The sequence below is a fragment of the Acinetobacter sp. UBA6526 genome (assembly GCF_002434875.1).
GTDB classification, from domain to species: Bacteria; Pseudomonadota; Gammaproteobacteria; order Pseudomonadales; family Moraxellaceae; genus Acinetobacter; species Acinetobacter venetianus.
In genome coordinates, this window is record NZ_DJLC01000232.1 from 27,114 (window position 1) to 44,109 (window position 16,996).

Annotated in this window: 19 protein-coding genes and 1 other RNA gene; 11 read left to right on the plus strand and 9 right to left on the minus strand. The window is 37.8% G+C overall.

Features of this window, described 5'->3' with window-relative positions:
* The 3 genes from B4237_RS15780 to B4237_RS15790 form a co-directional block, all read right to left on the minus strand.
* Positions 1 to 641: aminotransferase class V-fold PLP-dependent enzyme (locus B4237_RS15780; RefSeq protein ID WP_286943901.1), on the minus strand; the 641-nt coding region annotated here is incomplete at its 3' end.
* Between the two features lies 1 nt (position 642).
* Positions 643 to 1,116 carry an Rrf2 family transcriptional regulator gene (locus B4237_RS15785; RefSeq protein ID WP_278596138.1) on the minus strand — a complete coding sequence of 158 codons (474 nt, stop codon included), beginning with the start codon at positions 1,114 to 1,116 and terminating at the stop codon, positions 643 to 645.
* 108 nt (positions 1,117 to 1,224) lie between these two features.
* On the minus strand, positions 1,225 to 1,872 hold the full coding sequence (locus B4237_RS15790; protein WP_004878737.1) for a hypothetical protein: 648 nt from the start codon (positions 1,870 to 1,872) through the stop codon (positions 1,225 to 1,227).
* Between the two features lie 208 nt (positions 1,873 to 2,080).
* Between B4237_RS15790 and B4237_RS15795 the strand changes: the two genes are divergently transcribed.
* From B4237_RS15795 to B4237_RS15805, 3 genes are all read left to right on the plus strand, one after another.
* On the plus strand, positions 2,081 to 2,536 hold the full coding sequence (locus B4237_RS15795) for a phasin family protein (RefSeq protein WP_007480233.1): 456 nt from the start codon (positions 2,081 to 2,083) through the stop codon (positions 2,534 to 2,536).
* A gap of 168 nt (positions 2,537 to 2,704) precedes the next feature.
* A complete protein-coding gene (locus B4237_RS15800; protein WP_004878739.1) occupies positions 2,705 to 2,977 on the plus strand; it encodes an HU family DNA-binding protein in 273 nt (90 codons plus the stop codon).
* Between the two features lie 139 nt (positions 2,978 to 3,116).
* The gene (locus tag B4237_RS15805) at positions 3,117 to 4,988 is read left to right on the plus strand and encodes a SurA N-terminal domain-containing protein (RefSeq protein WP_278596139.1); all 1,872 of its coding nucleotides are present in this window, start codon (positions 3,117 to 3,119) and stop codon (positions 4,986 to 4,988) included.
* Positions 4,989 to 5,047: 59 nt separating this feature from the next.
* Here B4237_RS15805 and B4237_RS15810 read toward each other — a convergent pair whose 3' ends face one another.
* On the minus strand, positions 5,048 to 5,890 hold the full coding sequence (locus tag B4237_RS15810) for a YbgF trimerization domain-containing protein (RefSeq protein ID WP_004878744.1): 843 nt from the start codon (positions 5,888 to 5,890) through the stop codon (positions 5,048 to 5,050).
* 313 nt (positions 5,891 to 6,203) lie between these two features.
* On the opposite strand from B4237_RS15810, the gene ffs reads away from it, so the two are divergent.
* An RNA gene (ffs, locus tag B4237_RS15815) (signal recognition particle sRNA small type) lies at positions 6,204 to 6,300 on the plus strand.
* A 10-nt stretch (positions 6,301 to 6,310) separates the two neighbouring features.
* Here ffs and B4237_RS15820 read toward each other — a convergent pair.
* The 4 genes from B4237_RS15820 to B4237_RS15835 all read right to left on the minus strand — a co-directional run bounded on the left by B4237_RS15820 (position 6,311) and on the right by B4237_RS15835 (position 9,178).
* Entirely contained in the window at positions 6,311 to 6,793 is a 483-nt protein-coding gene (locus B4237_RS15820; RefSeq protein WP_278596140.1) for a regulatory protein RecX, read from the minus strand.
* 46 nt (positions 6,794 to 6,839) lie between these two features.
* Positions 6,840 to 7,886: a recombinase RecA gene (recA, locus tag B4237_RS15825; RefSeq protein WP_004878748.1), complete on the minus strand. Its 1,047-nt coding sequence runs from the start codon at positions 7,884 to 7,886 to the stop codon at positions 6,840 to 6,842.
* A gap of 160 nt (positions 7,887 to 8,046) precedes the next feature.
* Complete coding sequence (locus B4237_RS15830; RefSeq protein WP_004878750.1) at positions 8,047 to 8,475, minus strand: RNA-binding S4 domain-containing protein; 429 nt, start codon at positions 8,473 to 8,475, stop codon at positions 8,047 to 8,049.
* The gene (locus tag B4237_RS15835; RefSeq protein WP_278596141.1) at positions 8,459 to 9,178 is read right to left on the minus strand and encodes an HAD-IA family hydrolase; all 720 of its coding nucleotides are present in this window, start codon (positions 9,176 to 9,178) and stop codon (positions 8,459 to 8,461) included. The genes B4237_RS15830 and B4237_RS15835 overlap by 17 nt, the downstream gene beginning before the upstream one ends.
* An 11-nt stretch (positions 9,179 to 9,189) precedes the next feature.
* On the opposite strand from B4237_RS15835, the gene B4237_RS15840 reads away from it, so the two are divergent.
* From B4237_RS15840 to B4237_RS15850, 3 genes are all read left to right on the plus strand, one after another.
* On the plus strand, positions 9,190 to 10,047 hold the full coding sequence (locus B4237_RS15840; protein WP_061397655.1) for a 3'(2'),5'-bisphosphate nucleotidase CysQ family protein: 858 nt from the start codon (positions 9,190 to 9,192) through the stop codon (positions 10,045 to 10,047).
* A 53-nt stretch (positions 10,048 to 10,100) separates the two neighbouring features.
* The gene (locus B4237_RS15845; RefSeq protein WP_023012942.1) at positions 10,101 to 10,832 is read left to right on the plus strand and encodes a histidine phosphatase family protein; all 732 of its coding nucleotides are present in this window, start codon (positions 10,101 to 10,103) and stop codon (positions 10,830 to 10,832) included.
* A gap of 190 nt (positions 10,833 to 11,022) precedes the next feature.
* Positions 11,023 to 13,731, plus strand: a complete 2,709-nt coding sequence (locus B4237_RS15850; RefSeq protein WP_278596142.1) for a M66 family metalloprotease — start codon at positions 11,023 to 11,025, stop codon at positions 13,729 to 13,731.
* Positions 13,732 to 13,839: 108 nt separating this feature from the next.
* On the opposite strand, the gene rpsT is transcribed toward B4237_RS15850, so the two are convergent.
* Positions 13,840 to 14,106 carry a 30S ribosomal protein S20 gene (gene rpsT / locus B4237_RS15855; RefSeq protein WP_004878761.1) on the minus strand — a complete coding sequence of 89 codons (267 nt, stop codon included), beginning with the start codon at positions 14,104 to 14,106 and terminating at the stop codon, positions 13,840 to 13,842.
* 212 nt (positions 14,107 to 14,318) lie between these two features.
* Between rpsT and B4237_RS15860 the strand changes: the two genes are divergently transcribed.
* The 4 genes from B4237_RS15860 to B4237_RS15875 all read left to right on the plus strand — a co-directional run bounded on the left by B4237_RS15860 (position 14,319) and on the right by B4237_RS15875 (position 16,782).
* Positions 14,319 to 14,984, plus strand: a complete 666-nt coding sequence (locus B4237_RS15860) for an NAD(P)H-binding protein (protein WP_004878763.1) — start codon at positions 14,319 to 14,321, stop codon at positions 14,982 to 14,984.
* Positions 14,985 to 14,996: 12 nt separating this feature from the next.
* Positions 14,997 to 15,509 carry a ribonuclease E activity regulator RraA gene (gene rraA / locus B4237_RS15865; protein WP_004878765.1) on the plus strand — a complete coding sequence of 171 codons (513 nt, stop codon included), beginning with the start codon at positions 14,997 to 14,999 and terminating at the stop codon, positions 15,507 to 15,509.
* Between the two features lie 12 nt (positions 15,510 to 15,521).
* Positions 15,522 to 16,307, plus strand: coding sequence for a glutathione S-transferase N-terminal domain-containing protein (locus tag B4237_RS15870; protein WP_004878767.1), 786 nt, complete (start codon positions 15,522 to 15,524; stop codon positions 16,305 to 16,307).
* A 124-nt stretch (positions 16,308 to 16,431) separates the two neighbouring features.
* The gene (locus B4237_RS15875; protein WP_004878769.1) at positions 16,432 to 16,782 is read left to right on the plus strand and encodes a hypothetical protein; all 351 of its coding nucleotides are present in this window, start codon (positions 16,432 to 16,434) and stop codon (positions 16,780 to 16,782) included.
* Positions 16,783 to 16,996 lie beyond the last annotated feature (214 nt).

Here is a 16,996-nt window from a genome sequence, read left to right on the forward strand (position 1 = left end):
ATCCCTTTAGGACCATAAATTTTGTGACCTGAAAAACTCATCAAGTCGATTTTCATTGTTGAAAGATCAATTTCAACTTTACCTGCTGCTTGTGCTGCATCTACGTGCAAGAATGTTTTATTAGCACGTGTTAATTCGCCAATTGCAGCAACATCAGTCACTGTACCGATTTCGTTGTTCACCATCATGAGTGATACAAGAATCGTATCTGGGCGCAAAGCAGCTTGAACCATTTCAGGTGTAATTAAACCTGTACGTGGCTCTGGCTCTAAATATGTAATATCAAAACCTTGTTCTTCAAGTTCACGGCAAGGATCCAACACAGCTTTGTGTTCGATTTTACTTGTAATGATGTGTTTGCCTTTTGAACCATAGAACTGAGCAATACCTTTCAACGCCAAGTTGTCAGATTCAGTAGCGCCAGAAGTCCACACGATTTCACGCGGATCAGCTTTGATTAAGTTTGCTACTTGCTCACGAGCATACTCAACTTTTTCTTCAGCTTGCCAACCATACGCATGTGAACGTGATGCTGGATTACCAAATGTACCTTCGAAAGTTAAGCATTCCATCATACGCTCTGCAACCTCAGGAAGTACTGGCGTAGTTGCTGCATAATCAAGATAAATTGGACGTTTCATGTCAAATACCTGTAACCGATAGAAGGGTTGAATCTAAACTTACTGAATTTTGGCGTAGTGCAACTGTTTGAACGTTGTCACGAGCAATCAGATCAGCAAGGGAGATTTTTGCGAGATAATCGGCAATATGGTGGGAGAGTTCTTGCCATAAGTCATGCGTCAAGCACATTGCACCATTTTGGCAGTTACCTTTATGGTCACAACGCGTCGCATCGACAGTTTCATTTACAGCTTCGATAATTTCTAGCACAGTGATTTCAGCGGCATTGCGTGCAAGATGATATCCACCGTTAGCACCACGAACGCTTGAAACTAACCCATGACGCTTAAGTTTCGCGAATAACTGTTCTAAATAAGCGACTGAGATGGATTGGCGTGCTGCTATTTCCGCAAGCGTGATCGTTTGTTCAGTTGGCTGCAAAGCTAAATCAAGTAGAGCAGTCACTGCGTAACGACCGCGAGTTGTAAGGCGCATGATTCGATACACATGGTTAGACTAGATGTCTAAATTTTATGAATTCCGACTAAAATAGTCAAGTTTTTTAATTGCGAATATCAACGTGAAAAGTGAAATATACTGTAATTATTGTATCCACATATTATAAACAAAAAAACCAATAAAAATAAAGCTCAATAAAGCAAAGCAAATATTGATGAAACGCTGACGTTTCTGCATGCGATGAATGCGATTTTGGTACTGTTTTACTTCAACGAGTAAAGTATTGATTTCAGAACGTTGTTGGTCAATTTTATCCAAGAGCGGGGCGATGCGTTGTTGAGATGCAACTGCTTCTGCTTCGTCATTAAAAGCATTAAACCATTGTCTCCAATTTGCGAAGATACTGGTTAATGTTAGATGTGGAATAAAGTCTAAAAACTCTTCAGATAAAGTTGAATCACCCAAAATACGCATATTGGTGATGCTACGTTGATTGTTAAACACAAATATTTTAACTAAATCAATTAGTGTGCTATTCACCTCTAAATCAATTTTTCTATCTAAGGCTTTCATATCAAACAACAAGCCTTTATCAGTAAATTGGATATAAAAATCAAAGAAAGGGATATAGCTATTGATGCGAATTGTAATTTTTTGCTCAATAAATTTTTTTGCTTGCAAACGTAAAGCGGCATCATGGGTTAGGATGAATGAGAAAAAAGTCTCTAAAACAATGATGACAATGTTTAGCAACAAATGAGGGTGCTTGTTTCTTTGTTGCGTATAACTCATAAGTCTCTTTTTCCTTACCAATCAAACAATAAAACCACAAATCTGTAAACTTGAGCATCCTTACTCAATTATTAAAAATAATTTACATGACTTTGTTGCTTTGTAGAACAGTTTTTTAAAACGATCAAGTCTTAACTTTGATATTATAAAAACATTTTTATAGTTAAATACGACATACTGTTTGTAAAGTGCTTAGGAGCATGGTTCTATGGATAACTCAAATATAGAAAATTCGAGTGAAGAAACTGAGGTAAAAACTAAGACAAAATCAAAGAGTTCTAAAAAATCTGCGCTTGATTTCAAGAAGTATACACAACAAATTTGGTTAGCTGGTTTAGGTGCTTTTTCTCGCGCTGAAGAGGAAGGAAATAAATTATTCGACTCATTGGTCAAGGTCGGCGAAGAGTTAGAATCAAAAACAGTTGATTTTGCGGATAACACAGTTGGTAAAGTCACTGAGAAAGCCAAAGAGTCTGTTACAGATACCAAAGATAAAGTTGAAAAGATTTTAGATACTGGTGTAAATCACTCTTTAAATCGCATTGGTTTAGTGACGCCAAAGGATCTTCAACATATCGAGCAACTTTTAGTGCAACTTCACATTAAAGTGGACGCTTTAATTGAAGAAAATAACCAGTTAAAAGCCAAATTGAATAAAAAGTAAAAAAAATCGTTGGCACTCGTCCGTTTATGTCGTATTTCAGTATTTATTTTTGCTAAAAGGCCTTTCTAGTATTGCGTTCTCCCCTAAAGCATTGCTATAAAGGCGTCATGGCCTTTTAAACTATAGCCTTGGATCTTAACAAACGATATTAAGAGGATATTTTTTATCATGAATAAATCAGAATTAATTGATGCGATTGCTGAAAAAGGGGGAGTATCTAAATCGGATGCTGGTAAGGCACTCGATGCAACGATTGCGTCAATCACTGAAGCACTTAAAAAGGGTGATACGGTTACTTTAGTTGGTTTTGGTACTTTTAGCGTTAAAGAACGTGCTGCACGTACTGGTCGTAATCCAAAAACTGGTGAAGAGCTTCAAATTAAAGCAAGCAAAGTACCTAGTTTCAAACCAGGTAAGGGTTTAAAAGATTCAGTTGCGTAATCTTTTTAAATCAATAAACGCACCATTTCGGGTGCGTTTTTTATTTAATGAATGAAAAAGTGAGTTTGATCCTTATTCTGCATTCATTCGCTTTTATTTTTCAGTTAAAATTGCTCCGAAATAAAATATTGGAATTCTTATGGAATCTTTTCGTACACTCATTAAGGGTTGGCTTGGCAAAGTCCTTTTAGTTTTGTTTTTGACTCCTTTAGCGCTTGTAGGTATTGAGGGATATTTTAGTGGTAGCAATAAGGCAGACGTTGCGAAATCTGTCAACGGTCAAGATATTTCTAATAAAGAATTAGAAAGTGCAACCAAGAATTATAAAGATCAGTATTTATCTATGGTTAAAGGTGATGAGTCACTTTTAAATCTACCAGTTATTCAAGACAAAGCTTTAGATGCGCTTGTGACGCGTGCCTTATTGCAACAGCAAGCTGAAAAGTTAGGTATTTCATTAAGCGATGCTCAACTTGAACAAATGTTGGCTCAACAACCAAGCTTCCAAGAAAATGGGAAGTTCTCTGAGCAACTTTATGGAAACTATTTACGTTCAGTAGGCATGACCAATCAAAGTTTGCTTGCAAGCTTACGTCAAGACCATGCATTGAAAATGATTTCATCAACGTTGATGGACTATGCATTAGTAAGTAAGTCTGATTTACAACAATTGGCGAACTTGCAAACTGAACAGCGTACTTTGCACCTAGCAAGCATCAAATTGGATGACTATAAGAAGGGCTTAACTGCGTCTAACCAAGAAATCACAGATTACTACAACAAGCATAAAGGTGAGTTTAAGCAAGTTGCTGCTGTTGATGTCGATTATGTTGTTTTAACACCTTCATTGTTGCCACAAACAAGCTTAGCTGTAACTGATGCTGATTTAAAACAAGCTTATCAAGCTTTTGTTGAAAAACAGCAGAAAGATGCTAAGCGTGAAGTGAAGCATATTTTAATTACGACTGATACTCGTGATGCTGCCGCTGCACAAAAACTTGCGAATGATGTCTATGCGAAAATTCAAGCAGGCATGACGTTTGCTCAAGCAGCAGCTCAATTCTCTGAAGATCCGAGCTCGAAAGATCAGGGCGGTTTGGTTGATGCTTATGCACCTGGTATTTTCTCTGCTGATTTTGATAATGCTGTAAATGCTTTGAAAAATGGTCAAGTTTCAAAGCCTGTGAAAACTCAGTATGGCTATCACATTATCGAAGCAAACACACAGACAGTGACTATTCCTTCATTTGAAGCTGAAAAAGCGCGTTTGACAGCTGAAGTTGAAAAAACAAAATCAGCTAATTTATTCAGCGATACTGTAAATAACTTAAATGAAATGGTTGTCGGTGGCGATTCACTTGATGCTGTAGTGCAAGAAGTAAAAGCTGCACGCGTTGAATCAGCAAAAGGTGTAACTTTGACAACGCAAAATCCTTATTTAAGTGATTTAAATGTTAAAGCTAAAATCTTTAGTGATGATGTGAAGAATGGTGATCGTAATGCGTCATCAAATATTCAATTAGCTAATGGTGATACGATCTGGATCAAAGTTCGTGATTATCATCCAGCAGGTATTAAGCCGTTAGCTCAAGCGACAGCTGAAGTTAAAGCTAAAGTTATTGAAGATAAAGCATATAAAGCTGCGAAAGCGAAGATGTCTACAATTTTGACAGACTTTAAAACACAGCCAGCAGCGCAAGTTGTTGCTAAGTCTAATGTGACTTTTGAAAATGCAGGCGTATTTGTTCGTTCTCAAGGTTTAAAACGTGAAATTGAACGAGCGGCTTTCAGTATTCCAGCTCCGACGAAAGAAGGGATGTGGTCAGCAACTACTGCGAAATTACCAAATGAATTGGTTATCGTAGCTGTATCAAATGTGAATGCGAATGTTGCTAGTGAGCTACCACAAGAACAATTGACTGAGTTGACAAAACTATATCAACAGTTCCGCGGTCAGCAGATATTAGAAGATTACACTGAATACTTAAAATCACATGCAAAGATTAAATAAGTTTAATCTAGGTATAAAAAAAGCCAGTTCAATTTGAACTGGCTTTTTTTGATCTTTTTTTATTTTTTCTGAATAAACTTTGCTTCTTCAGATTGTGGGTATTGAGTGAGTAACTTTGTGCGATATTGACCAGCTAAAGCTGCATTTTTATCGACTTCTTTAGCGATACTATAAAGTTGATAAACAGCCCGTGGTGCTTTGGCAGAGTTTGGATAGCGTGTGGCAACGATATTATAGTTTTGTTTAGCTGCTTTATAGTCAACAGGCTCTACAGCCAAATAAAATTCTGCTAGCCAAAAATATGCATTCCCGACATATATTCCATTTGGATGGTTTTTGATGAAGTTTTGCATAGGCTGGATCGCATTTTTAGCACCGCCTTGTTTGTATGCATCTAAAGCAACTGTATAAGCAGCTTTTTCGAGCTCTATTTGGTTATTTACGCTATTGTTTGCTTGTGGTTGAACAACTGGTGTTTGTACAGGTGTTGGTGTGATTGGCGCTGTCTGCTGTGTATTTGCTACTGGAGCGACCTGATTTGTGGTATTTGTTGTTGGTTCACTAGAAGCATTTTCTGGATCAGTATTTTCTTCTGGTGGATCGATTTTTTGTGATAGCAACTCTAAGCGTTGATCTAAATCAGTATAACGATTTGCTAGCTCTTTTTTGAGTTGGTCAATTGCATTTTCATGCTCTTCAAGCTGACCACGCAACTTTCGGACTTCTTCTTCAAGTTTTTGGTTCTTTTGGATTAAATCCCAATTTAAATTCGTCGCAACAGGTGAAGCATTTGTATTGTCAGCAATTTGTTGGCTTAAAGCTCTAGACTCAATAGGAACATTGGCATACAAATGCGCGCTGCTAAGCAGAGCAATGAAAAGTACAGAATGCTTTTTTAGCATGAAAACTCATCCGTAATGTTGAAAAATAAGCGATACAAGCAAGCTTTTGAGCTTGTGGCATGTTGATATGTATTTTACTTTAGTCATTAAAACAGCAACTCATTTAAATGCAATAAGCATTTACAATCTTCAAGCACTTTTGAAGGGATTTAGTTTTTGTTGTTTATAATTTATTCATATTTAATCGGCTGTAATAAAAAAATCTAGATTTTGATGAGGAATTAGACAGTTGAATAGAAAACTTAATTAAAAACAGTTACAAGACTTGCAAGTGGTCTAAAAATCTCTATACTTTGTCAGGCAATGGTAGCCCTGCTGGTAGCTTCGCAATTGTACTCTATGAACCCCGCCAGGACCGGAAGGTAGCAACGGTAGTAGAACTATGATGTGCCGAAGTCTTGCTGGTAGGGCTGCCACCAGCTATTCTTCTTCGCTCGTTCGAGCAATCGCTTTCATTATCGCATCCATACTAAATCCTCTATATTGTAAGAAGCGAATTTGCCTAGCTTTGATTTTTGGATCTTTTGCGATATCTATACCAAATTTTTTAACTTTAAGCTGATACGCTTGTTCTGACCAATCGACTTCTTTTAATTCTTCAGTAATCAGCTCTTCATCTAGTTCTTTCGCTTTTAAAGCCTGTTTGATGCGCTGTAGCCCTTTGCCTTTTCTCAATTGGCTTGCTAGGGTAAGTTCTGCGACTCTTTGATCGCTTTGATAGTTTTGCTGTGCTAATTCTGCTACTAACTCTGCAACCTCATCAGGATTGATTGCATATTGATTGAGTTTATTGCTCAGTTCGGCTTGGGAATAATCACGGCGTGTCAGAAGTGCAAAGGCGTAAGAGCGTAGTCTTGTACCTGTAAGCGTTTTGGGTTTTTCTGATTTTTCAGTATTAAACACGTTTTATTTCCTCATGAAAGAAAAACGCCCCGAAGGGCGTTTCAGCTTAGCTTTCTAAAAAGTCTGGTTCTTCTTCTTCAATATCTGTATTTTCGGCTGGCTTGTTTTTAGTCAGAAGTTGTTCTCGAATCAGCTTCTCAATTTCTTGAGCCATTTGAGGGTTTTCTTCAAAATGACGAATTACATTATTTTTACCTTGTCCAATCTTATTACCTTGGTATGAATACCATGCGCCAGCTTTTTGGACGATATCTTGTTGAACTGCGAGGTCAACCAATTCACCTAACTGATTAGTCCCTCTACCGTACATGATTTGGAATACAGCTTCTTTGAAAGGAGGCGCCATTTTGTTTTTTACAACTTTAACGCGTGTTTCGTTACCTGTAATTTCATCGCCTTCTTTTACTTGACCGATACGACGAATATCTAAACGTACAGATGCATAGAATTTGAGAGCATTACCACCAGTTGTTGTTTCTGGGCTACCAAACATCACACCAATCTTCATACGGATTTGGTTAATGAAGATCACCATACAGTTAGAGCGTTTTGCATTACCGGTAATTTTACGTAATGCCTGACTCATTAAACGTGCTTGTAAGCCCATGTGTGAATCACCCATTTCGCCTTCAATTTCGGCTTTAGGGGTTAATGCAGCAACAGAGTCGACAACGATGAGGTCAATTGCGCCAGAACGTACCAGCATATCTGCGATTTCGAGCGCTTGTTCACCATGGTCAGGTTGTGAAACCAAGAGGTTATCAATATCTACACCTAACTTACGTGCATATTCCGGATCTAATGCATGTTCTGCATCAATAAATGCACATGTACCGCCATTTTTCTGACATTGAGCAATCGCTTGTAATGTCATGGTCGTTTTACCTGATGATTCAGGACCGTAAATTTCGATGATACGGCCTTTAGGTAATCCGCCAATCCCTAATGCGATATCTAGTGTTAATGAACCTGTAGAAACAGCTTCAACTGCTTGTACAGTGTTATCGCCCAAGCGCATCACTGTATTTTTACCAAATTGCTTCTCAATTTGGCTTAACGCAGCTTGTAACGCTTTGCTTTTATTATCATCCATCTCAAAACCTCAAAACTTTATATTCTTAACGACTAACCCAAGTGGATGTATTGAATCTCAACTTGTTGGGACTCGGGTATAGTGGCAGATTCTAGTTGTTTATTCTACATCTGATCTGTGTCTTTGCGACACAAAATGACGCACCTGAAAGTAGGGAAATTCACTCATCATGATAAGACCATGATTGTACATTTTCCTGCTTAAAACGATTGATATCACGACGATCTTTTTTACTTGGTCGATGATCTGGTCGAGCTAGATTATGCATTTTTCGCTGTGATGCATGCAACTCTCTACGCGCAATACTTTCTTGTGTTTCTTCATAGAGTTGTTGGGCAATAGGAGCGCCACCACGAACGGCAGATAGTGCTTTAATCACTACGGTCTTTTTTTCGAAGCCTTGCTGGATGGTCAGTTCCATTCCTATTCGAACTTCTTTAGAGACTTTAACTCGATCATTGTGATGGTGGACTTTACCGCCTTCGATCGCAGCTTTGGCAATGGAGCGTGTTTTAAAGAAACGAGCCGCCCAAAGCCACTTATCAATACGCATGCTTTCCATGCTGTCTGGTTCATGCTGTTTTGGCATCTGTTACCTGTAGGTTGGTCGCGAGATTGTTGGACTCAAGATAGTCAAATAATTCAGTTAGATGATTGAGTGCAGGATATGGGAGTTCGTTTACGTTTCTACTTGGTTTACTACTTGATGGCTGTAGAATGCTTACAAGTTTAGAAATACCAAAAGCTTCAGCACCTTTTAAGACAGCAACGGTATCATCAATAAATACAGCTTTTGCTGGATCAAAAGGATGAAGCTGTTGAAGCTTTTGCCAAAATCCAACATCTTCTTTGGCATGTCCCAATTCTTCACTACTTATCATAAGTTCAAAGTAAGGGCTGAGTTCGACATTTTCAAGTTTCAATTGCAGTCCAGCTTGGTCTGCATTGGTTAATAACCAGCAGCGATAACCTTTCGCTTTGAGTCGTTCTAACAGTTGATGGCAGCCAGCGCGTGCAGCAATTTTCTCGCGATGTTCATATTGAAGTTGCAGTACATCAACCCCAACTTTAGCAGTCCAGTACGCCGAAGAATACCAAGATAGTGTATGCTTATGCTGTTGGTAGAATTGAAATAGTGTCTGCTGGCTTTGTTCAAGACTGCATTGGTGGACTTGAGCATGTCGTTCGGGCAAACAATGATTCCAAATAAAATCATCAAAGGCTAAATCGAGTAATGTGCCATCCATGTCGAACATGGCAATCGGCTGCTGCTGTAAATCTGAATATGACATAAGGTTGGTCTATGTTTTTAAAAACGCTTGCGCCACAAGATCCGTTAATTTCTCAACTTGTTCCGATTATGGCGCAGGCAAGTCAAATATTGTTGGAAGAATACCAAAGTTATTGTGCAGGTTGTGAATTTAATATTCAGGAAAAAAGTGATGATTCACCAGTAACACAAGCGGATTTGAAAGTGAATCGTTTTTTATTGAAGCATTTAGCTGAAGTGACACCAAACTTACCCGTACTCTCTGAAGAAAGTGATTATTCAGCTCGAAAGGCATGGCCACAATGTTGGATGCTTGATCCATTAGATGGGACGAAAGAATTTATTCATGAGCGTGATGAATTTACAATTAATTTAAGTTTAATTGATGGGCATTTGACTACATTTGCAATCATCGCAGTGCCGTGTGAGCAAGTGATGTATATTGGCTACACTTCACAGCGCCCTTATAAATATAGTTTTAGTCAACAACAATGGTTTCAATATCAGATTGAAGAGCATTCGGTTAATACACCGATTCAAATTGGCTTAAGTCATAATAGTAAAAACCCTAAATATCAAAATTTCATCGATCCAATTTTAAAATCAAGAGATGTAACTCGCCGCGAAGCGGGCAGTGCTTATAAGTTCTGTATGATGTTAGAAGGTGAAATTGATATTTATCCACGTTTCCATCCAACTTCTGAGTGGGATACAAGTTCAGGTCAAGCATTGTTAGAAAGTATTGGTGGTGGTTTGTTGACTTTAGAGGGTAAACCATTTCTATACAATCAAAGAGATACCGTACTTAATGGGGGTTTTATCGCATTTAAAGATCAATATTGCAAAGATCTTGCTTATGATGCTTTAACGCATTCGGGTATTTTAGATTGAGAGTTATTTCGCGCATGGTATAGTGAAATAAATTTTCATCATTTATAAATATTATGGCATTACACCTTTTGCCCAAAAGTATGTTTGAAGCAGTCGACTTGTTGCCTGATGCTTCTACGCCAGTCACTTTATTTACACGCCACTCTTTACGTGAATTGGTGAATGGGCAGGGTTTTGCTGGTTATGATCTTCAGCTTACAGAGCAAGGTCGAGATCTTGCTTATGCATGGGGGCAGTATTTAATACAAAATACGGATCGCGCCATCCATCATTGTATTTCTAGTCCAATTCAGCGTTGTGTCGATACAGCCGCTTTAATGATTGAAGGGGCTGATGATGCACACAAAGCTTCAAATACACATACGATTGAAATAGTTGAGCAACGTTTGTTGGTTGAACCGGGAAGCTTTGTATTGGATATTCAACAAGCTGCGCCTTATTTTCGTAAACAAGGTGCATTGGGTTTTATTAATAGTTTTGTGAATAATGCCTTACCGGGAATGAAGCATCCGATTACAGGTGTTTTTGATGTGATCGAATTGCTATATCACACGCATCCGTCACAACAAAAAGGATTAAGTTTAGCTGTCAGTCACGATACGATTTTGGCGGCGATAGTTGCAGTGATTTCTGGCAAAAACCAAATTGATAAAGCAGATTGGCCAGATATGATGGAGGGATTATTTGTTTGGTTTGAAGGTGAGGATTTTGCTAATAGTAAATTGAAATGGATTTGGCGTGGGCAAAAACAAGAACTATTAATTAAAGATTTTAAAGATAATTAAAAGAACAATTGGGTTTAAATTAATTTTAGTCATTCATTTTATTTTAGATATTTTATTATATTCTGAATATATTTTTTCATCTTTAAATTAAAGGTGATATTATTATAAATATATGATTTTTATTAACTTTAACTAATAATCATAATTTATCATTACTGATAATTCATTGTAATTTTTTTGGGGAAATGTGATGCAATTGCAACTCAAACATTTATCTGTATGTATTTTCACTATTATGCTTACTGCTTGTGGTGGAGGTGGTAATAGTGGTGGTTCGGAACCTTCTGGAGATAATACGATAGGGACAGGCAGTACGGAAAATCCTGCTCCGCCTGTAGCAGAGAAATATCCAGAGCCAACAAAGGATGTAATCGATGATAATGTTCTGGGCTTTTATGATTACGATAAATTAGGACAGCCACGCTCATTAAGAAATGATTTGAATGGTAGCTTTTCTGCGATGATTCAATTTGGTCAAAGTCATGTGGTTAATCCTAAGAATAACGAAAAAGACTACATGCCACGTTTAACAACGGATAAAGAGGCTTTATTGTTAGTTACACCATTGGCTGAAATGGGGGATGTAAAGACTTTAAAGGCTGAGATTTATCAGGGCAATCAATTACTCAGAACCGTTGAGTTAGAGGAACCATCACGATTGGCAGCATCTGATCAATCAAATAGTGATGGTCGACCTCTTGTAAGCTATTCAAAGCGCGCTTGGAGTGCGCCTTTGAATTGGGATGAGGTTAAGGCTGGTTTACATATTCGAGTTCTGGATCCGTTAAATAATCGTACAGGCGATTTGACTGAGAATGATATTGATTTTGCTGCTCCAGGCGAATTAGTGCTGCAAAACATTCGATTAGGTTTATTGACAGATCCGCCTAAATCAAATGGTCACTATATGCTGTTAGAACCAGCAAAAGCGGGAACAGATTATTTTCAGACGATTCCAGCTGCGCGAATGATTGTCACAAAATATGATGATTTAAAATTAGAAAAAGTGATGGTTGCAAGTGGTGTCATTTACGACACTGTGAGTGCAACCACTGGCGATGTTTACAGCGGAGACATGCGTGAAAATACAGCTAAATCAACTTTTGGTGTCGGTATAAACTTAGCCAATTGGGGGATTACAAGTGCTTCTATGGCAAGTCAGGAGCAGCCACAACTAACTCAAAGTGTTGTTGCTCATCATGCTCGCGGTAAATACAGTAATGGAGAGGCGACACATGGGTTAAGTGGTGGAAATGGAATGCTTACGTTGATTGATTCCATAGGTAATGAATTTAGCCATGAGATTGGTCATCACTATGGATTAGGGCACTATCCTGGTTCTGTGGGCAATAATATGTTTTGGGCTGCACATCATGCAGATAGTGGCTGGGGATATATTGCATTTAGAAATAAAATGCGAGGCAATCTAAACTGGACGGCAACAAATTTAGGTGATGGTAGTAACGGTGTTCCAAACTTTTTAAACAAATATGCTTATGGTTGGGATGCAATGTCTGGTGGAGCAACAGCAAGTAACATCTCTAAATATACGCACTACACAGGTTATAGTACCTATTTAAAAATACAGCCAGCTTTTGATCGCTATGTATGGGATAAAAACTCGCCAACTGGTTATAAAAAATGGAACGCGACTACACGATTAATGGAAGTTGCTCAGCCAAAAGTACCGAACTCTGGAAATGTTTGGTATAACAGCGCAGATGGTAATTATTTAAAACCAAGATTATTTGGTGTTCCTGTTTATACGATTCTAGGTGGATATGATCCTGTGAATCAGATTGGTTTAATTTATCCTGCTGCGAAAGGGAATTGGGGGAATGTATTTAATTTGCCTCAAGTTAATACTAATGCAACTACGGCAAACTGTTGGCTCAATGTTCAGTTCGCATCAACTACACAAAATATTGCGCTCGCACCTCAGCGTATGAATAGCAATAGTAATGCCAATAAATTCCATATCAATATTGCCCAAAGTGAAGCACCTCAACAAGTTAATTTGTATTGTCGAAAAGCCAATGAAAATGCAGTATTACTCTCTACAATGAGCATTCCTGCGAATAATACACCGATTGCACCATTTGTTGAGATTGGTGAGGAAGCTGGTTACTCTGCATTAAAAGAAATTGAGCTTCCAGTGCTTGAACAAGCGCTAGTTGCGAACAAAGCTAAACCAGTTGTTAGTCTTTCAACAGATGCTAAGTTGTTATTTGATTCTTACCAGAAATTTAAAAACCAGCTTTCATCTGATGCACAAACTGAAATGAATCGTTATACGCAACAGCAAACGAAGCTTTATCGTTTGAACCGCTGGATGAATGTATATCGAACTGATCTGATGGATATGAATGTTGATGCCTTGGATGCATTCCATACATTCCTAGATAAACTCGAATTAAAAAATGATTTTAATTTAGACTCAGCAGTGAGTTTGATGAATCGAACCAATTGTTTGAAAGCTGAGAGACTTGAAAGCGGGCAATTGAATGCATTTATTAGTGGTGCTACTGGATGTGTTGGAGATGACTCTGAAAAATGGGTTTATGATGCTCTAGGGAAAATACACAGTAAACAATACATTGATCATTGTTTGGCAACAACCTCAGGTAATGTAATTAATTTAATGCCTTGTGATAATAATCAAGCTAATCAAGTTTGGGTTACAGATGTAAGTGCTCAAGCGATTAAGCAATCGAATCAATGTTTTGATTTAGAGGGTGGTTATTTGACTAATAATAGAGCACGTTTGATTCGTTATAGATGCACTGCTGGCGCGAATCAAAAATGGACGATTCCATCTGTGAATAATAGCTTAATACTTTCAGGTTTAACGACTAAAAACTTGGCGTTATCTCCTAAAGTATTCACAGTTAATCCATAAAATTCAAAAGGGAGGAGGTAATCAATTTACCTCTTTCTAATTTCTGTAATACGAAAAACTGTAGACAATAAAAAAGCCCGAAAATCGGGCTTTTTTATTTGCTTCAAATTAGTTAGCTAACGCTTTAACTTGAGCATTTAAGCGGCTCTTATGACGAGCAGCTTTATTTTTGTGGATGATGCCTTTATCAGCCATACGGTCGATTACAGGTACAGCTGTTTTGTAAGCTTCTGAAGCAGCAGCATAATCACCAGCAGCGATCGCATTTACTGTACGTTTAAGGTAAGTACGAACCATAGAACGCAAGCTTGCGTTGTGTTTACGTGCTTTAACGTTTTGACGAGCACGTTTTTTAGCTTGAGCAGAGTTTGCCACTCGTGCACTCCTTGAAAATAAGTTGGTCTGGGCGGGCTGAAGTTAAAACCAAAAAATATTGGCAACATTCACCAGCCCGTAAACAAGTGCCATATTTTGATGAAACTAAGCATCGAAGTCAAGCCTTGTAATGTTTATAAGTGCATTTAACAGGTGATTATGTTGCAAGAAAACGTTACATTAAGCCTAGTTATAACTTGGATGAAATAAAAATGAAAACAGGTGATAAAAAAGCGATTGTAATAGGTGCTACAGGGTTGGTTGGACAAGCTTTAATAGAACAATTGCAACAGTCTGAGGAATTCAGTGCGATAACTGCTGTGGTACGTAAAAAGTCTGATGCATTAGATACTTATAATAAAGTTACTCAATTTGTCTTAGAAGATTTTTTGTTATTAAATGATGAAGACGTGAATGCATATACGCATGCTTTTAGCTGTTTAGGTAGCACGATTAAACAAGCAGGTTCAAAAGAAGCATTCTATGCAATTGACTATGAAATGAATGCTCATTTTGCTGATTTACTTCAAGATAAAGATGTTCACTTATTGGTCGTTAGTGCTTTGGGAGCGAGTGCAAATTCACCAATTTTCTATAATAAAGTTAAAGGTGAATTAGAAAATTACCTCAGAAGTTTATCTCTTTATAAATTGTCAATCTTTCAACCATCATTATTGATTGGTAAGCGAAGTGATGTGCGTTTTCTGGAAGATATGGCACAAACAGCATTTAAACTTGTAGAACAAGCATGGACTAAGCCGTTTAAATATAAGCCTGTAACCGCAGAGCAATTGGCGCATACTATGCTGGTTGCAGCCCAAACACAAACTGCCGCATTTAAACTGTTTGATAATTTAATGATACAACAAACTCGATAATGGAGAAGCTCAGTGACAACAGTATCTTTCGTAACTTGTGATTTGTTAGATGACAACCCTGAAAAAGATTTACAAGTCGTAACACCATGCCTAGATGGGAAGTTCTTCAAGAGTTATGGTGCTCGTAAAACTTTTGGTGGCCAAATTGTGACTGTAAAGTGCTTTGAAGATAATTCTCGTGTTAAAGAATTATTGGCAACTGATGGAACAGGTAAGGTACTTGTTGTTGATGGTGGTGCTTCCATGCGTTGTGCATTGATGGGAGACATGATTGCAGAATCAGCAGTGAAAAATCACTGGAATGGTGTTGTGATCTATGGTTGTGTGCGTGATGTAGATGCGATTGCGGAACTAGATTTAGGTGTACATGCATTGGCTGCAATTCCACAAAAAAGTAATCGTAAAGGCATAGGTGAAGTTGATATCACATTGTATTTTGGTGGTGTGACAATCAGTTCTGGTGATTATATCTATGCAGATAATAACGGAATTGTGATTGCGAAAGAAAAATTAGTCGACTGCTAAAGGGTTAGCGATATGCTGAAAATGGTGAATCATCAATTTAAAGTTTTACAATCTGTGGTTGCGAGTATCATTGAGGGTGGGCGAGGTGTATCAGGTACGCCTTTTCCTCAACAACCAACAAAACCTTTAAAGCTTTATGAATTTGAAGGTTCGCCATTCTGCCGTCGAGTTCGAGAAGTAGTGACCTTATTGAACTTAGATGTGGAGATTTATCCATGTCCTAAAGGCGGTCAGAAATATCGACAAATTGTAAAGAGCAAAGGTGGAAAAAGACAATTTCCATTTTTAATTGATGAAAATACAGGTGATCAACTTTATGAATCACAAGATATTATTCATCATTTATTTAAACATTATGGTAAAACAGGGCAGACCCCTAAGAAATACAGCCATTATCCTAAATTACCTTATGTTTCGACCTTGGCTTCAGTTGCGAATGCAGCACGTGGTGTATGGATCAATAAGAAAATTATTGATCGAGCAGCACCAGAGCAACTGTTAGAGCTGTGGAGCTTTGAAGCGAGTCCTTATACGCGTTTAGTGCGTGAAGCTTTATGTGAATTAGAAATTCCATATGTTCTGCATAATGTGCCTAAGGAGCGTTGGCAAGATATGGGGCCAGCCATTCTACGCTTAAAACCAGGTAAATATATTCCATTACCGAATGGTAAGCGTGAAAAGGTTGTTGAAATTATGGGGCGTGATATTCAAGTTCCGTTTTTAATTGATCCAAACACAGGCGTGAAGATGTTTGAGTCGGCTAAGATTGTTGATTATTTGAAAAAACAATATGGTTAACCTGATTTAAAAAAGCATCCGTTAAGGGTGCTTTTTATTCCTGATTGATTGTTAGCTTGCATCAATGGGTACTTTATCGTTTTAATAAGCAAGTCATCAAAGCAAAGCTGTATAGATAGATCATATGTTAAGCCAACTAACTAACCTATTCAAAAGTTCAAAGGAAACACCTGAACAGCTATTCCTTAAAGAAAATGACTTGGTTTTTGATAGTCGTGGTGCAATTTATAAAGGCATCGTTTTGAATGAGTTGGGATTCCGTCTGGAATATTTCTCAAACCGAAAGTTAGATCGATTTGACGATCTCGAAAAGCTATTTCGGATTGCACCGCAAATTAATGAAAAGATCGATCTAGAAATACACTCACAGCGTTTTGTTGAGCGGTTGGGGAATACAGAAGAAAATCTTAAACAGTTGAAGCAAGCGATTAAAGTTTTAAATGATTATTATGTGAAGTTTAAAAGAGCTAGATAGTTTGGTTTCAAGCCTGAATTAATAAATATATTTTCATAGTTACGATAACTAGATAGGCTGTCTTTACCTTTACTTTTCAGAGATGAAAAGTAACCAAAATCTTTTGTTGGACTGACGGTACATCCCTGTTACCGCAGTCCAACAAGGCGGCGTCCATGCCGCCAACCATGATAGTAAATGATGGTTTAGATTTAGAAGGGTGAATTTTTTTAAC